At 56.8% G+C, this 12091-nt stretch carries 13 protein-coding genes; 10 read left to right on the plus strand and 3 right to left on the minus strand.

The features are described 5' to 3' along the window. The first annotated feature begins 94 nt into the window (after positions 1-94). From ACPV0M_RS04525 to ACPV0M_RS04555, 7 genes are all read left to right on the plus strand, one after another. Positions 95-382 (plus strand): acylphosphatase, encoded by a 288-nt coding sequence (locus ACPV0M_RS04525; RefSeq protein WP_425621769.1) that lies wholly within the window; start codon positions 95-97, stop codon positions 380-382. Between the two features lie 69 nt (positions 383-451). After that, positions 452-877, plus strand: a complete 426-nt coding sequence (locus tag ACPV0M_RS04530; protein ID WP_425621770.1) for a putative toxin-antitoxin system toxin component, PIN family — start codon at positions 452-454, stop codon at positions 875-877. Positions 878-956: 79 nt separating this feature from the next. Continuing rightward, positions 957-1874, plus strand: coding sequence for a TIGR01212 family radical SAM protein (locus ACPV0M_RS04535; RefSeq protein WP_425621771.1), 918 nt, complete (start codon positions 957-959; stop codon positions 1872-1874). Between the two features lie 67 nt (positions 1875-1941). Then, positions 1942-3003 (plus strand): hypothetical protein, encoded by a 1062-nt coding sequence (locus ACPV0M_RS04540; protein ID WP_425621772.1) that lies wholly within the window; start codon positions 1942-1944, stop codon positions 3001-3003. Between the two features lie 668 nt (positions 3004-3671). Then, positions 3672-5414, plus strand: coding sequence for a DNA polymerase/3'-5' exonuclease PolX (gene polX / locus ACPV0M_RS04545; RefSeq protein WP_425621773.1), 1743 nt, complete (start codon positions 3672-3674; stop codon positions 5412-5414). Positions 5415-5463: 49 nt separating this feature from the next. Continuing rightward, on the plus strand, positions 5464-6048 hold the full coding sequence (locus tag ACPV0M_RS04550) for a DUF6657 family protein (protein WP_425621774.1): 585 nt from the start codon (positions 5464-5466) through the stop codon (positions 6046-6048). Between the two features lie 38 nt (positions 6049-6086). Continuing rightward, positions 6087-6731 carry a DUF502 domain-containing protein gene (locus ACPV0M_RS04555; RefSeq protein WP_425621775.1) on the plus strand — a complete coding sequence of 215 codons (645 nt, stop codon included), beginning with the start codon at positions 6087-6089 and terminating at the stop codon, positions 6729-6731. Positions 6732-6805: 74 nt separating this feature from the next. Here the strand turns inward: ACPV0M_RS04555 and ACPV0M_RS04560 are convergent, their stop codons facing one another. From ACPV0M_RS04560 to ACPV0M_RS04570, 3 genes are all read right to left on the minus strand, one after another. Further along, on the minus strand, positions 6806-7528 hold the full coding sequence (locus tag ACPV0M_RS04560) for an amino acid ABC transporter ATP-binding protein (RefSeq protein ID WP_425621776.1): 723 nt from the start codon (positions 7526-7528) through the stop codon (positions 6806-6808). Next, on the minus strand, positions 7525-8202 hold the full coding sequence (locus ACPV0M_RS04565) for an amino acid ABC transporter permease (RefSeq protein WP_425621777.1): 678 nt from the start codon (positions 8200-8202) through the stop codon (positions 7525-7527). The genes ACPV0M_RS04560 and ACPV0M_RS04565 overlap by 4 nt, the downstream gene beginning before the upstream one ends. Before the next feature lie 92 nt (positions 8203-8294). Continuing rightward, positions 8295-9143, minus strand: a complete 849-nt coding sequence (locus ACPV0M_RS04570) for a basic amino acid ABC transporter substrate-binding protein (protein WP_425622128.1) — start codon at positions 9141-9143, stop codon at positions 8295-8297. 325 nt (positions 9144-9468) lie between these two features. Here ACPV0M_RS04570 and ACPV0M_RS04575 point away from each other — a divergent pair, with 325 nt between their 5' ends. From ACPV0M_RS04575 to ACPV0M_RS04585, 3 genes are all read left to right on the plus strand, one after another. Beyond that, complete coding sequence (locus tag ACPV0M_RS04575; RefSeq protein WP_425621778.1) at positions 9469-10392, plus strand: DMT family transporter; 924 nt, start codon at positions 9469-9471, stop codon at positions 10390-10392. A gap of 79 nt (positions 10393-10471) precedes the next feature. Then, positions 10472-10942 (plus strand): hypothetical protein, encoded by a 471-nt coding sequence (locus tag ACPV0M_RS04580; RefSeq protein WP_425621779.1) that lies wholly within the window; start codon positions 10472-10474, stop codon positions 10940-10942. Positions 10943-11137: 195 nt separating this feature from the next. Next, positions 11138-12076 carry a DMT family transporter gene (locus ACPV0M_RS04585; protein WP_425621780.1) on the plus strand — a complete coding sequence of 313 codons (939 nt, stop codon included), beginning with the start codon at positions 11138-11140 and terminating at the stop codon, positions 12074-12076. Positions 12077-12091 lie beyond the last annotated feature (15 nt).

Genomic DNA, 12091 nt, shown 5'->3' on the forward strand with positions numbered 1-12091 from the left:
AGAACATACAGTATCAAAAGTCTCGCGGGTTGTCAGTCATCTGATTATAAAACACAATACCGGAATTAATCAAATCTCCGGAGGTTGGTAGACTATGAGCAGGATCATCGCCGAAGTGCGCATCACGGGCAAAGTACAGGGAGTATATTTTCGCTGGGCCACCCAGCAAGAAGCACGGCAACGCGGTCTCACCGGCTGGGTGCGCAACAACCCCGACGGCTCGGTATCCGCCTTATTCGAGGGGGAAGAGGAGCAGGTCGCCGAGATGCTCAAGTGGTGCCGTTCCGGGCCTCCTGCAGCGCGGGTGGACAAGGTTGAAACAACTTACAAGCCGGCACGGGACGGCGATGCGCGCTTCAAAGATTTCTCGATCACCCGGTAAGAAACTGTTGCCAAAACGTATACGACGGCTTCCGGCGTCTAACTTCCAATAGGCAGGTGTAGAGGTCTCTTGCGGGTTGTCATTGACACCAACATCCTGATGGCCGGCCTGATTTGCCCGGAAAAGGCCTCGGGCAAGATCCTCGAGATGTGGCGCGACGGCGATATCGACGTTGTCGTCAGCTCCGGCATCGAAGGCGAATACCATGACATCCTGTCCAAAATGCGCTTTGGCAGCAGGGAGGCCGTACAGCGTAGGGAAGAGTCTGCCGACCGTCTGCTGGAGCTTTGTACGGTGGTCGAGCCTAAAAGACACGTGAACGTGGTCCTGGACGATCCCGCCGACAACAAGTTCATCGACTGCGCCCTTGCCGGCAGGGCCGACTATATCATCACCCAGGACCATCACCTGCTCGATATAGGACAGGTCGAAGACACCAAGATCGTCACTTCCCGCCGGTTCCTCGACGTCCTCGGCACGACCCGGAACTCTTGAATTTCCGAAAGGGAGGCCGGGCCCGTTTCGGGGGGCGGGGGCTCGCGGAGTTTACCAGGAGAGTTTGTAAAGGTCCGGCATGAAAAGGTATTACACTTTCAGCAGGTTCCTGCGCGAAAAGTTCGGCTGCTCTGTATACAAGATCCCCGTTCACGCCGGTTTTTCCTGCCCCAACCGCGACGGCGCCATAAGCCATGGAGGCTGCAGCTTCTGTTACAATCCAAGCTTCAGCCCGGCCGTCGAGAAGGCAGGCCTGTCCGTGCGCGAACAGGTGGAGCGGGGCAGGGAAGCGGCGCTGCGCAAAGGCCGGCGGAACGCCAAATTCATAGCCTACCTGCAGAGCTATACCAACACCTACGGCAAAGTGGAGCAACTCCGGCGCGTTTACGACGAGGCCCTGAGCGTGCCGGACATCGTAGGGTTGTCGATCGGCACGCGGCCGGACTGCGTGCCCGATCCCGTCCTTGATCTTGTCGCGTCTTACGCGCGGCAGCACCACGTCTGGCTTGAGTACGGCCTGCAATCAAGCCACGACCGGACTCTCCGGCGGATCAACCGCGGGCATTCATTCGCCGATTTTGTGGATGCCGTAGAGCGCACTAGAAACCGCGGCATCTATATCTGCGCCCACGTCATCATCGGCCTGCCGGAGGAGGAACGGGACGACTGCGTGCAGACGGCGTTGAAGTTGTCGGAGCTCGGCGCGGACGGGGTCAAGATTCACCACCTCCAGGTGGTGGAACACACCCGCCTGGCGCGGGAATACAGGGAGGGAACCGTGCCGACCCTGTCCCTCAACGAATACGTCCACTGGGTTTGCGACTTCCTTGAGCATCTCGACCCCGGCATAACGGTGCACCGCCTCTGCGGCGAAGTGCTCCACGGCGACCTGTTGCTGGCCCCCCGCTGGAAGGCGGGCAAGGCCGAGGTCATTCAGGCCGTGGACCGGGAAATGGAAAGGCGCAATACCAGGCAGGGAGCTAAAGTTGGGGGTTAGGTGTTATATTGGGTATTGGGGGTTGGGAGTTGGGTGTTAGAAGGTGTGGAATAGAGGTTGGTGAACCGTGTCGGTATCGTTTCTGATCTTCCGCCTGTACAACGTGGCTGATGAAATCGACCTTGAAAAGAGTGAGAGACTCCTCGCCGACGGTAAATCCGTCTCCCGGCTACGTCTGAAAAGAGTGCCTCCCAAGTCGATTTCGTTTAAAAACCCGCCCGTTAACGTGGAACTGGAGGGCTGTCGTTTGCCGCTTGGCGAACGGCTCCTTCACGCCAGGGCGGGAGCGCGCCTCTACGACTACGGGGTCGTCACCGTCACCTTGAGCCTTGACATTCCCGCGGTTGCTTACGGGGAAGTCCTGGAACTAGGCTACATCGTTAATGAGAAGGACCTGGAAGAAACGTTCCTTGATTACCTGCGAACAACGCTTGCGGCCATCCAGCCGGCGCTGGTGGGGGCGAAAGAGCCCGAATACGAGGAAGAGGACCTGATCGTCTATTACTTTAGAAAGTGGGAGAAGGGGTGGGACCCCGTTCCTTTGCTTCTGGCCGAAAAAGACCCCGTGAGCGAGGAGATGAGGCGGGAGACCCTCAAAAACCGGTTTTCCTACGCGGAAGATTTTGCGATCCTGACCTGGGATTCGGCCATCGTGTACGATCCGACGGGCAGCCCGGACGTTCCCGACTTGCTGGAGTTCGCCAACGCCCAATTGCTAAAGCTCCGCTACTACGACCACATCCTGGACCAGGAAATCGAGGAAATGTATGACGCGATAGAAGACGCCGACCGGGGAGGGCGGTTCCGCCGCCTGGGAAACTACCGGTGCATCATGCGCCAGCTCCTGGGGCTTGTGGCTGACATCACCGAGATAACAGAACGTATCCGCAACTCCCTCAAGGTCACGGAAGACGTCTTCTACGCCAGGATTTACACCGCGGCGCTCAACATCCTGCGCGTAAGAGAATGGACCGAAAGCATCACGCAAAAAGTGCAGGTCATCGAACGCAGCTACTCGATGCTCAGCGAGGAAATCGTCACCTACCGTTCGACGGCGCTGGAAGTGGCGATTGTCTTGCTCATCGCCCTTGAAATCGTGCTCTTCGCCCTGATCGAGCTCCGCCCATAATAGCACTCGGCACTCGGCTCTCAGCACTCGGATAGAACTACGGTCCAAAGACTGAATGTCTACAAAGCTGACTTGTGCACTCAGCTATCGGTATTCGGAAAGAAACTGCTCAGAGAGAAACTGTTCAAAAACGAGCATGGCGCGGAAGGCGCCCCTGGGCGGCGCGGAGCGTACTTAAAATGTACGTGAGCAGCCGGACAGGGACGGCTGACAAAGCCAGGCGAAATTTTTTCAACTGTTTCACTAACTCCAGGGCCATTCTCTATGTTCATGTAACCCCGTTTTGTACTTTATGCCCAGCCGGACTTCCTTGTTTGTACCGTGGCGGTGCCGGCTGTTCAACTGGGCTTTTTGTGACGATGTTTCACGGGGCTGCGGAGAGCCCGGGGGCCGGTGCAGATAATTGATTAAATCAGGCTCTTCACGGCGTACACCTTTCTGATAGGGAACCCTTTCCATTTAACACGACCTCCTTTCGAGTTTAGTATGTTCATGACGGCGGCTGTCCTAACTGCGTAATTTAACCAACAAAAAGTGCCTGCGGCGCCGCTGTTGGCTGTTAGCTGTTGGATGGCGTTACTAACAGTTAGCTTTAAATGTAATGGATCTTCGAGTTGAGTGCTGGGGAGCCCTACAGCTTAACGCTTACAGCCAAATTGGGGTGGATTATGCACAACAAGAAAGTGGCGGAGATCCTGCGCTGGGTTGGCGAATTGCTCGAAATCAAGGGCGAAAACCCTTTTAAGGTGCGCGCTTACTACAAAGCGGCCGAAAAAGTGGCGCACCTCGGCGAGGATGTCGCCCAATTCGCCGCCCGCGGCGCCCTGACCGGCATACCCGGCATCGGCAAGGACCTGGCGGCCAAAATCACGGAAATTATCGAGACAGGCAAGCTCGAATACTACGAGCGCCTGACGGAAGAGATACCGCCGGGCATTCTGCAGTTGCTGGCCGTGCCTGGCATCGGCCCCAAGAAAGCGCTGGCGCTCTTTAAAGAACTCAACGTCCGCAGCCTCGAGGATCTGGAGGCTGCGGCCAAATCGGAGAAAATTCGTCACCTCAAGGGCTTTCAGGAAAGGACCGAAAAGAATATCCTCAGGGGCATCGAGTCTGCCAGGCGGTCACGCGCGAGACACCCGATTGGCGAGATGCTGCCTTTCGCCATGGCCCTGGTCGAAGCCCTCCGCCGGCGTGCCCCCGCCCACCGTGTCGAGCTCGCCGGCAGCTTGAGGCGGCGGAAGGACACCGTCAAGGACATCGACATCCTGGCCGCCTCGGGACGCCCCGAAGAGGTCATAGAAGTGTTTCTCAGCCTGCCCGTCGTCGAGACCGTCCTGGCCAGGGGTACGACAAAGTGCAGCATCTCCGCGCACAACGGCGTGCAGGTCGACCTCAGGGTCGTGCCTGTAGAGGTCTTCGGCGCAGCCCTCTGTTATTTCACAGGCTCGAAGGAACACAATGTCCGCATAAGGCAGCGGGCCATCGACCTGGGCTTAAAAGTCAGCGAGTATGGGGTGTTCCGCGACGACAAACGCATCGCCGGAGAAACGGAGGAAAGTGTTTACGCAGCCCTGGGCATGTCCTACGTCGAACCCGAGCTGCGGGAGGACACCGGAGAGATCGAGGCGGCCCTGGCGCACGACCTGCCCGCTTTAATCAAGCCTTCGGACCTTAAGGGCGATTTTCACGTGCACTCCGCCTATTCCGACGGGACAAGCAGCCTTGAAGAAATCGCCCGCAAGGCGCGCGCGCTCAACTACGAGTGGGTGGCCGTCTGCGACCACTCGCAGTCGCTCAGGCTGGCCCGGGGGCTGACGACCGAGGATCTCCGCGCCAAGCTCGCCGCCATCCGGCAGTTCAATGCAAGCAGCAGGGACATCAAGCTCCTGTGCGGGGCGGAGGTGGATATCCTGCCGGACGGATCTCTGGACTACCCCGACGAAATCCTTGTGCAAATGGACTTCGTCCTTGCCGCCGTGCACAGCGCCTTTCGCCTTGACCGGGAACGGATGACGCACCGCCTGCTTTCGGCTGTCAGGCATCCCCTGGTCCATTCGCTGGCCCATCCTACGGGAAGAATCCTCGGACAGCGGGAACCCTACGACGCCGACATTACAGCCGTGCTGGACGCGGCCGCCTCGACAGGGACCTTCCTTGAATTGAACGCTTACCCCAACCGCCTTGACCTCAACGACGTCCACTGCCGCGCCGCTCGGGACAAGGGCGTCCTTATCACGATCGGATCGGACGCCCACACGTCCGAACAGATGGAATTGATGCCCTTCGGCATAAGTGTCGCCAGGCGGGGCTGGCTCGGTCCCGCCCACGTGGTCAACACCCGTTCTTACGCGGAGATCGCGGCCATACTGCAGGATGCAAAGAAGTTGCAGTTTGGAAACAATAGTTTATAATTAGATAGGTATGATTAGATAGGAAAATCATAGATAGGGTGGTAAGACAGTGTCAGATCGCATTAAGACAGCCTGGGAAAAAGCTCTCGAAAGGGCGGCCGGCATTAACATAAGCGCCGAAGACCTGACCCGGATGGAAGAGATGGACGCCGGGAAAGCCCTGGGCGCCAGGTACATCCGGGACACGAACGTGGATCTCGAGGCCGAACTCGATAAATACCAGGATTCCAGCCGCGAGAACGTACGCAAAGGACTGGCGGAAACCCTTTTGCGCGCCATCAGCCTCCCCACGGACGAGACAACCCTGCAGCACAACCTGCGCGCCATGCAGGGGCTCCTAATGCTGACGTCGAACAAGGGACGGCTGCAGAGCATCTTCACTGAACTTGACACTCTTTTCAATTACTACGCGCAGGCCTACAAGCAGGCTTACCTGACCGTCAGGGACAAATACGAAAGAAGGGCCGTCCAGACCCAGCAGGCCTTGGAGATGCAAACAGGCGTGAGGATGCGCGTCAACGTGGAACGCATGCCCGAGTTCATGGACGAGTGGATGAGAACGCTCGGCAACCTCAACGCCCAGTACGAACAGCTCCTGGCCGAAAAGAAAGAACGCATCAAGGAAATTATTTAAAAACTATTTTTAAAGAAGTAATTTTAAGGAGCAGAGCATTGAGCACCAGACGCTACCTTGTCGCAGGCTTGGCCGTCGTCCTGCCTTTAGCCGTAACAATATGGCTTCTCTTTGCCGTGTTCCGTTTCATCGACGGGGTCGCCGGCAGCCTGGTAATTTTCCTGGCCGGGGAGGAATTTCACATCCCCGGGCTCGGCATTCTCATAACCCTTGCCGTCATCTTCCTGGCCGGCGTGCTCGCCACAAACATCATCGGCAAGAGGCTGCTCGCCTTTGGCGAAAACCTCTTGTTGCGCATACCCTTGGCCAGCCCCGTTTACCGTGTCAGCAAGCAGATTTTCGAAACGCTCAGCAAAAACAACAAGGACGCCTTCCGCCAGGTGGGGCTGGTGGAATGGCCCCGTAAAGGCATCTGGACGATCGGCTTTATCGCCGGAGAAAGCTACCTGGGGAATTTCGTTCCCGAACACCCGGAAGTTATTAGGGTATTTATCCCCACGGTGCCCAACCCGACAACCGGTTTCATGTTTATGGCCCCTAAGGACGACGTGATTATTCTCCCCATCAGCGTGGAGGAAGGCATCAAGTTCCTGCTCTCGGCGGGCATCGTCGCCCCCGAAGTCTTCAGCAGGAAATGCCCTGACGTCACCGGTGCGGAAGCGGAGAATCAGCCGGGAATGTAAGCAAAAAGAAAAACCTTGCGGGTCAAGGCCCGACCTTCCACCCGCAAGGTTTTAATTATGTAGTTTACTTGCGTTTAGAGAATCTTGCTGAGAAAAGCTTTGGTCCGTTCTTCGCGCGGGTTGTTGAAAATCTCCTGCGGCGAACCTTCTTCCACAATGCGGCCCCCGTCAAGAAAGAGCACACGGTCGCCGACCTCCCGCGCAAAACCCATCTCGTGGGTGACTACCACCATCGTCATGCCTTCCCTTGCCAGGTCTTTCATCACAGCCAGCACTTCGCCGACCATCTCCGGGTCGAGAGCGGATGTACACTCGTCGAAAAGCATCACCTTCGGCTGCATGGCCAGGGCCCTGGCGATGGCCACGCGCTGCTGCTGTCCACCTGACAACTGGCTCGGATAAACGTCAGCTTTATCGGTAAGCCCGACCTTGGCGAGCAGGGTACGGGCCAGGTTTTCAGCTTCTTGCGGCTCCACTCTCTTAACCTTGACCGGAGCCAGCATGATGTTGTGGAGGGCCGTCTTATGGGGGAATAGGTTGAACAACTGAAAGACCATGCCGACCTTCTGTCTCATTAAGTTAATGTTAGTGCGTTTATCGGTTAGCGAAGTACCGTCAATGATGATTTCGCCGCTCGTCGGCTCCTCCAGCAGGTTAAGACAGCGAAGGAACGTACTTTTCCCTGAACCGCTGGGACCGATAACGCACACGACTTCACCCTCAGCTATGGTACAGCTAATGCCGCGGAGCACTTCCAAACGCCCAAAACTTTTGTGGAGGTCTCTTACTTCGATCACCCGGTTTTGAGTCTCCTTTCGAGGTAGTCTACCAGCCGGGAGAAGGTGAGCGTGATGATCAGATAGATAAAAGCGACCGACATATAAATCGGGAATGGATCAAAGATATCGGCATTGATCAGCACCCCCCTGCGGGTCAGTTCGGCCACGCCGATCGCCGACACAAGTGATGTATCCTTGAGCATGGCGATGAACTCGTTGCCCAGCGGCGGAACTACGCGTTTGAAGGCCTGAGGGAGGATAACATAGCGCATCGCCTGGTTATGGGTCATGCCAAGTGAACGGGCGGCCTCCATCTGGCCGCGCTCAATGGACTGTACACCGGCCCGGAAAATCTCGGCAATATACGCGCCGCTGTTCAGGCTGCACGCAACAATTGCTGCCGCCAGCGGCTCGAGGGCCGGCTTCGAGATCAGGATGGGCCAACCCAGCGAGGTGTGCCACCAGTTCTGAAGGTCGGTGAACAGCGCAGGGAGTCCGAAGAAGACAATAAAGATCTGAACCAGCAGGGGCGTACCCCGTAAGAAGTCGACGTAACAAGTGCCGAGTAGACGCGGGATCTTCCTACCCGACAGTCGCGCGAGCCCGGCAATGAGGCCGAGAACGCATCCGATACCAACCGACACGACGGTGATAAAGAGCGTTAGCTTGGTGCCGTCCAACAGTAGCGGCATTATGCGTATGGCGGTCTCCAAAAGGACTTCACCTCAGAGAATAATGTGAAGGAATAAGCGCTACAAAAGTAGCGCTTATTCCTTCTCATACCTTACTTGCCGTAGGCTTCCAGCGCCTGCTCAACAGTAATTGTCATAAGGTCGGCCGGCGGCTCCTGACCGAACCATTCCTTGTAGATCTCTGTGAACTTACCGTTCTGCTTCAGTGTGTTAAGGGCCTTGTTCAGGTCTTCGTAAACCTCTGGCTTGCTCTTAGGAACAGCAATGCCGTAAAACTCGCTGGAGAGCATATCACCGACGACCTTAACGGCGCCCTTCTCGTCCTTATTAATGGCGTAGAGAGTAACCGGAGCGTCATTTACGACGGCGTCAACGGAACCCTGCTTCAAGGCAAGGAAGGCTTCAGGAATCCGGTCGTAGTCAGTGACTTTAGCACCTTCAACGGTACGAGCCATGTCGGCTCCGGTGGTCCCAAGCTGAACGCCGATCTTTTTGCCCTTCAAGTCGTCGAAAGACTGAATGTTTTCATTATCCGACTTTACAGCGATAATCAGGCCGGACTTGTAATAGGGATCGGTGAAGTTGACTTTCTCGGCGCGCTCAGGTTTAATAGTCATCGCTGAGATACAGGCGTCGATCGTACCGGATGTCATCGCCGGGATCAGTCCATCAAAAGTCATGCTCTGGATCTCGTACTCGTAACCGGCCTCTTTACAGACGGCGTCGATGAGGTCCATGTCAAAGCCGATGTACTTGCCGCTGGCGGTGTCCTGCCACTCAAAAGGCGCGTAAGCGGTGTCGGAGCCGATGATCAGTTTACCCTTGGATTGCGCCTGCGGTTCGGAACCCTGGTCCTTCGGTTCTTCCTTGCCGCCGCCGCAGCCGGCGGCCAGGGCGATTATGGCCAGCAGAGCGATGGTGACAAGCAAAAACCTATTCATTTTTAACAAGAGTAACTCGCCTCCCCGTATATTGAATAAACTAACAGCACAACGAATTGAATTAGATAAAGGGATTACCGCAAAATTCACCTCCCCGGACGTCATTCCCACACCAGGAATTTCGCCCTTGCCTGCCAAATTCCTGCCCACTTGCGGCGCTATTTCAACTCCCGTATGTTTTCCTTGACAGTCTGGATGCCGGATGCAAGAATGCATAAGTATAACCAAATCGATCGTCAGTCAGCGGCCGTCAGGCGTCAGGATGATTGTCGCGACCGACGATTATAGGCAGGTTTTTTTAACGGCCTTCTAGAACAGGAGAAAGATGCAAGTATCACGCAAATATCAGGTCGCCGCCGACATCGCCCTCCTCGCTGTCACCTTCATCTGGGGCATAACCTTCGTCGTCGTCAAGGAAGCCCTGGAAGCCATCGGTCCTTACTGGTTTTTGGCCATTCGCTTTCTCATTGCTGGGTCCTTCCTGGCCCTGTTACGCTACCGGGCGCTCAGAGGGATCAAAACCGACACCCTGAAGGCCGGCGTCATCGTAGGTCTGGCTCTCTTCGGGGGTTACGCTTTTCAGACCGTCGGGCTCCAGTACACCACCGCCTCCAATGCGGGGTTTATAACCGGGCTCTCCGTGGTTCTGGTTCCGCTGATCGCCGGCATAATGTCTCGGCGCCTGCCGCACTGGGCGGCTATGTTGGGTGTCGGCTCGGCGACCTGCGGCCTGGCTTTGCTCTCCATCCAGGACAACCTGAGAATAAGCTACGGCGACGTTTTGATCTTCTTCTGCGCCTTATGCTTCGCCGCCCACATCATCTTGGTGGGGAAGTACGCACCCAGGGTAAGCACGTACCACCTGGCCGTCCTCCAGATCTTTACGGTAGGGTTCATCAGCCTGGCCGTCGCCCCCGTCCTGGAGACCTTTCCCGAGCGTTTGGCCCCGGCGGTTCAGATCGCCCTGGTGGCTACCGCCATACCGGCCACTGCCTTAGCTTTTTTGATCCAGAGCGCTGCACAGAAATTCACCTCGCCAACGCACACCGCAGTGATCTTTACGATGGAACCTGTGTTTGCCGGCCTCGGCGCCTGGCTCCTTGCCGGAGAGACCCTGTCCCTTCGCCAGTGGGTCGGCGGAGCCGCCATTCTCTTCGGGATGTTGATCACCGTGCTGAAAATGCCTGCGGAAGAACAGGAGTCTCAACATCCCGGTTCGCAAGCCGCACAGACACAGACCGGTGCATAAAAACTTCCATATGTCCTTTCACGGTCGCGACAGCATAAAATGGTATGGCTGCCGGGAACCTTATGAGCGAGGCAATTGCTTGCACATGCAGCAAGAATCAGCCAAGAGCGGAAGGGTTATAAACCTTGCCGCCGCTAAAACCGGCCCGGGGGCCGGGGTCAACCATCAAGCAGGTAAAGAAGAGGGATCGACCGTGGAGCTGAAGGAGGCCATCAGCCAGTTCCATCACGGGGAAAAACTGAAATCCTACCTGATTGCGGCGTCAGGGCTTATCGCTGAAATGGGCGCGTTTCCCAAAGAAGAGGCATGGACAGCCATCCGCCTGTGCAAATCATATCTGGACCAGGTAAGAGGGGAAATGCGGCTGGCAGCCTGTATGGGAGGTATCCCCAAACTGCCCGAGGCTGAAACGAAGGTCAGGGAAGCGCTCTGGGAGGTGCACATCAACCGTCCCGAAGAAGCTCATAGGCTGCTGGGCGAAGCGATATCCCTCGTGGTGTCGGGAACCGAACAGGCGACCAAGTATTTAATCGACCAGTCATTGTTATAAAATGAGACAAGGAGACCTGCCCGCAAAGGGAGAACAAGTACCTGGCAGTTGAATAGCGGAGGAAAACAGACGTGGGTAAACTAATCCTTATCGGGCTGGTCGTTCTGGCCATCTACCTCATGCGCCGCTTCCGCAAGTGACCGCGGCGCGGGCTCGGACCTTGCCGCCAGCTAGTTGAACAAGGAGTGGCGCCACTTGTCTCAGACCGGTAACCAACAACCGTTGATTAACCCCTATCTGGCCGTCGTCCTGGCCGTCGTTGCTGCGTCATTCTCGTCGATTTTCACCAAGTTGGCCGACGCCCCGGCCATCATTATCGCCTTTTATCGTATAGGCATCACCGTCCTCATCCTGGCCCCCTTTATGCTACGCAGCGCGAATGTGCAAACCGTAAGGGGCCTCAGCCTGAAAGCACGGGGGTTGGCCTTGCTTGCGGGCTTCTTCCTGGCCCTGCATTTCGCGACCTGGATCACCTCGCTGGAATACACGTCGATCGCCAGTTCGACCGTGCTTGTGACAATGCAGCCGCTGTTCGTCGTCGCCGGCGGCGTCTACCTGCTGGGAGAGCGCATCAGCCGCAACGCTTTACTCGGCGGTGCTCTGGCCCTGGCCGGAAGCGTCCTGATAGGCATCAACGACTTCCAGATCAGCGGGCAGGCCATTTTGGGGGACATCCTGGCCTTTGCCGGAGCCATTTTTGTAGCCGGCTACGTTCTGATCGGGCGCGTTTTAAGAGCGCAGATGGACGTTCTCCCTTATACCTTCATTGTCTATGGAGCTTCAGCTGTAACGCTTTTTCTCTTTGCCCTCGTCTTCAACACCCCTTTTGGTCCTTATCCGGCCCTGACCTGGCTGTATTTCGCCGCTTTGGCCCTCGTGCCGACAATCTTCGGCCACTCCGTGCTGAACTGGGCCTTAAAGTACGTTAAAGCCGCAGTGGTTTCGGTAAGCATCCTGGGTGAGCCGGTCGGCGCCTCGATCCTGGCCTATTTCGTCTTTGGACAGGTACCAACCCTCCTGCAGGTTACCGCAGGCGCCATGATTATCGGCGGGCTGACCTGCTTCCTGCTGTGCTCCAGAAACGAGGACCGCCGCCGATCCCTCGGCGGAAAACACGCCGTAGAACGCTGGTAGCGGCGGGAACGTTTC

The organism is Desulfosceptrum tomskiensis (assembly GCF_049818055.1).
Classification (GTDB): domain Bacteria; phylum Bacillota; class Desulfotomaculia; order Desulfotomaculales; family JASEER01; genus JBFLVT01.

What these genes read in the sequence shown, in the direction of transcription:
- ACPV0M_RS04525 (WP_425621769.1), top strand. Translation starts at nt 95, where the DNA reads ATGAGCAGGATCATCGCCGAAGTGCGCATCACGGGCAAAGTACAGGGA.
- ACPV0M_RS04535 (WP_425621771.1), top strand. Translation starts at nt 957, where the DNA reads ATGAAAAGGTATTACACTTTCAGCAGGTTCCTGCGCGAAAAGTTCGGC.
- polX (WP_425621773.1), top strand. Translation starts at nt 3,672, where the DNA reads ATGCACAACAAGAAAGTGGCGGAGATCCTGCGCTGGGTTGGCGAATTG.
- ACPV0M_RS04565 (WP_425621777.1), bottom strand. Translation starts at nt 8,202, where the DNA reads ATGCCGCTACTGTTGGACGGCACCAAGCTAACGCTCTTTATCACCGTC.
- ACPV0M_RS04570 (WP_425622128.1), bottom strand. Translation starts at nt 9,143, where the DNA reads ATGAATAGGTTTTTGCTTGTCACCATCGCTCTGCTGGCCATAATCGCC.
- ACPV0M_RS04575 (WP_425621778.1), top strand. Translation starts at nt 9,469, where the DNA reads ATGCAAGTATCACGCAAATATCAGGTCGCCGCCGACATCGCCCTCCTC.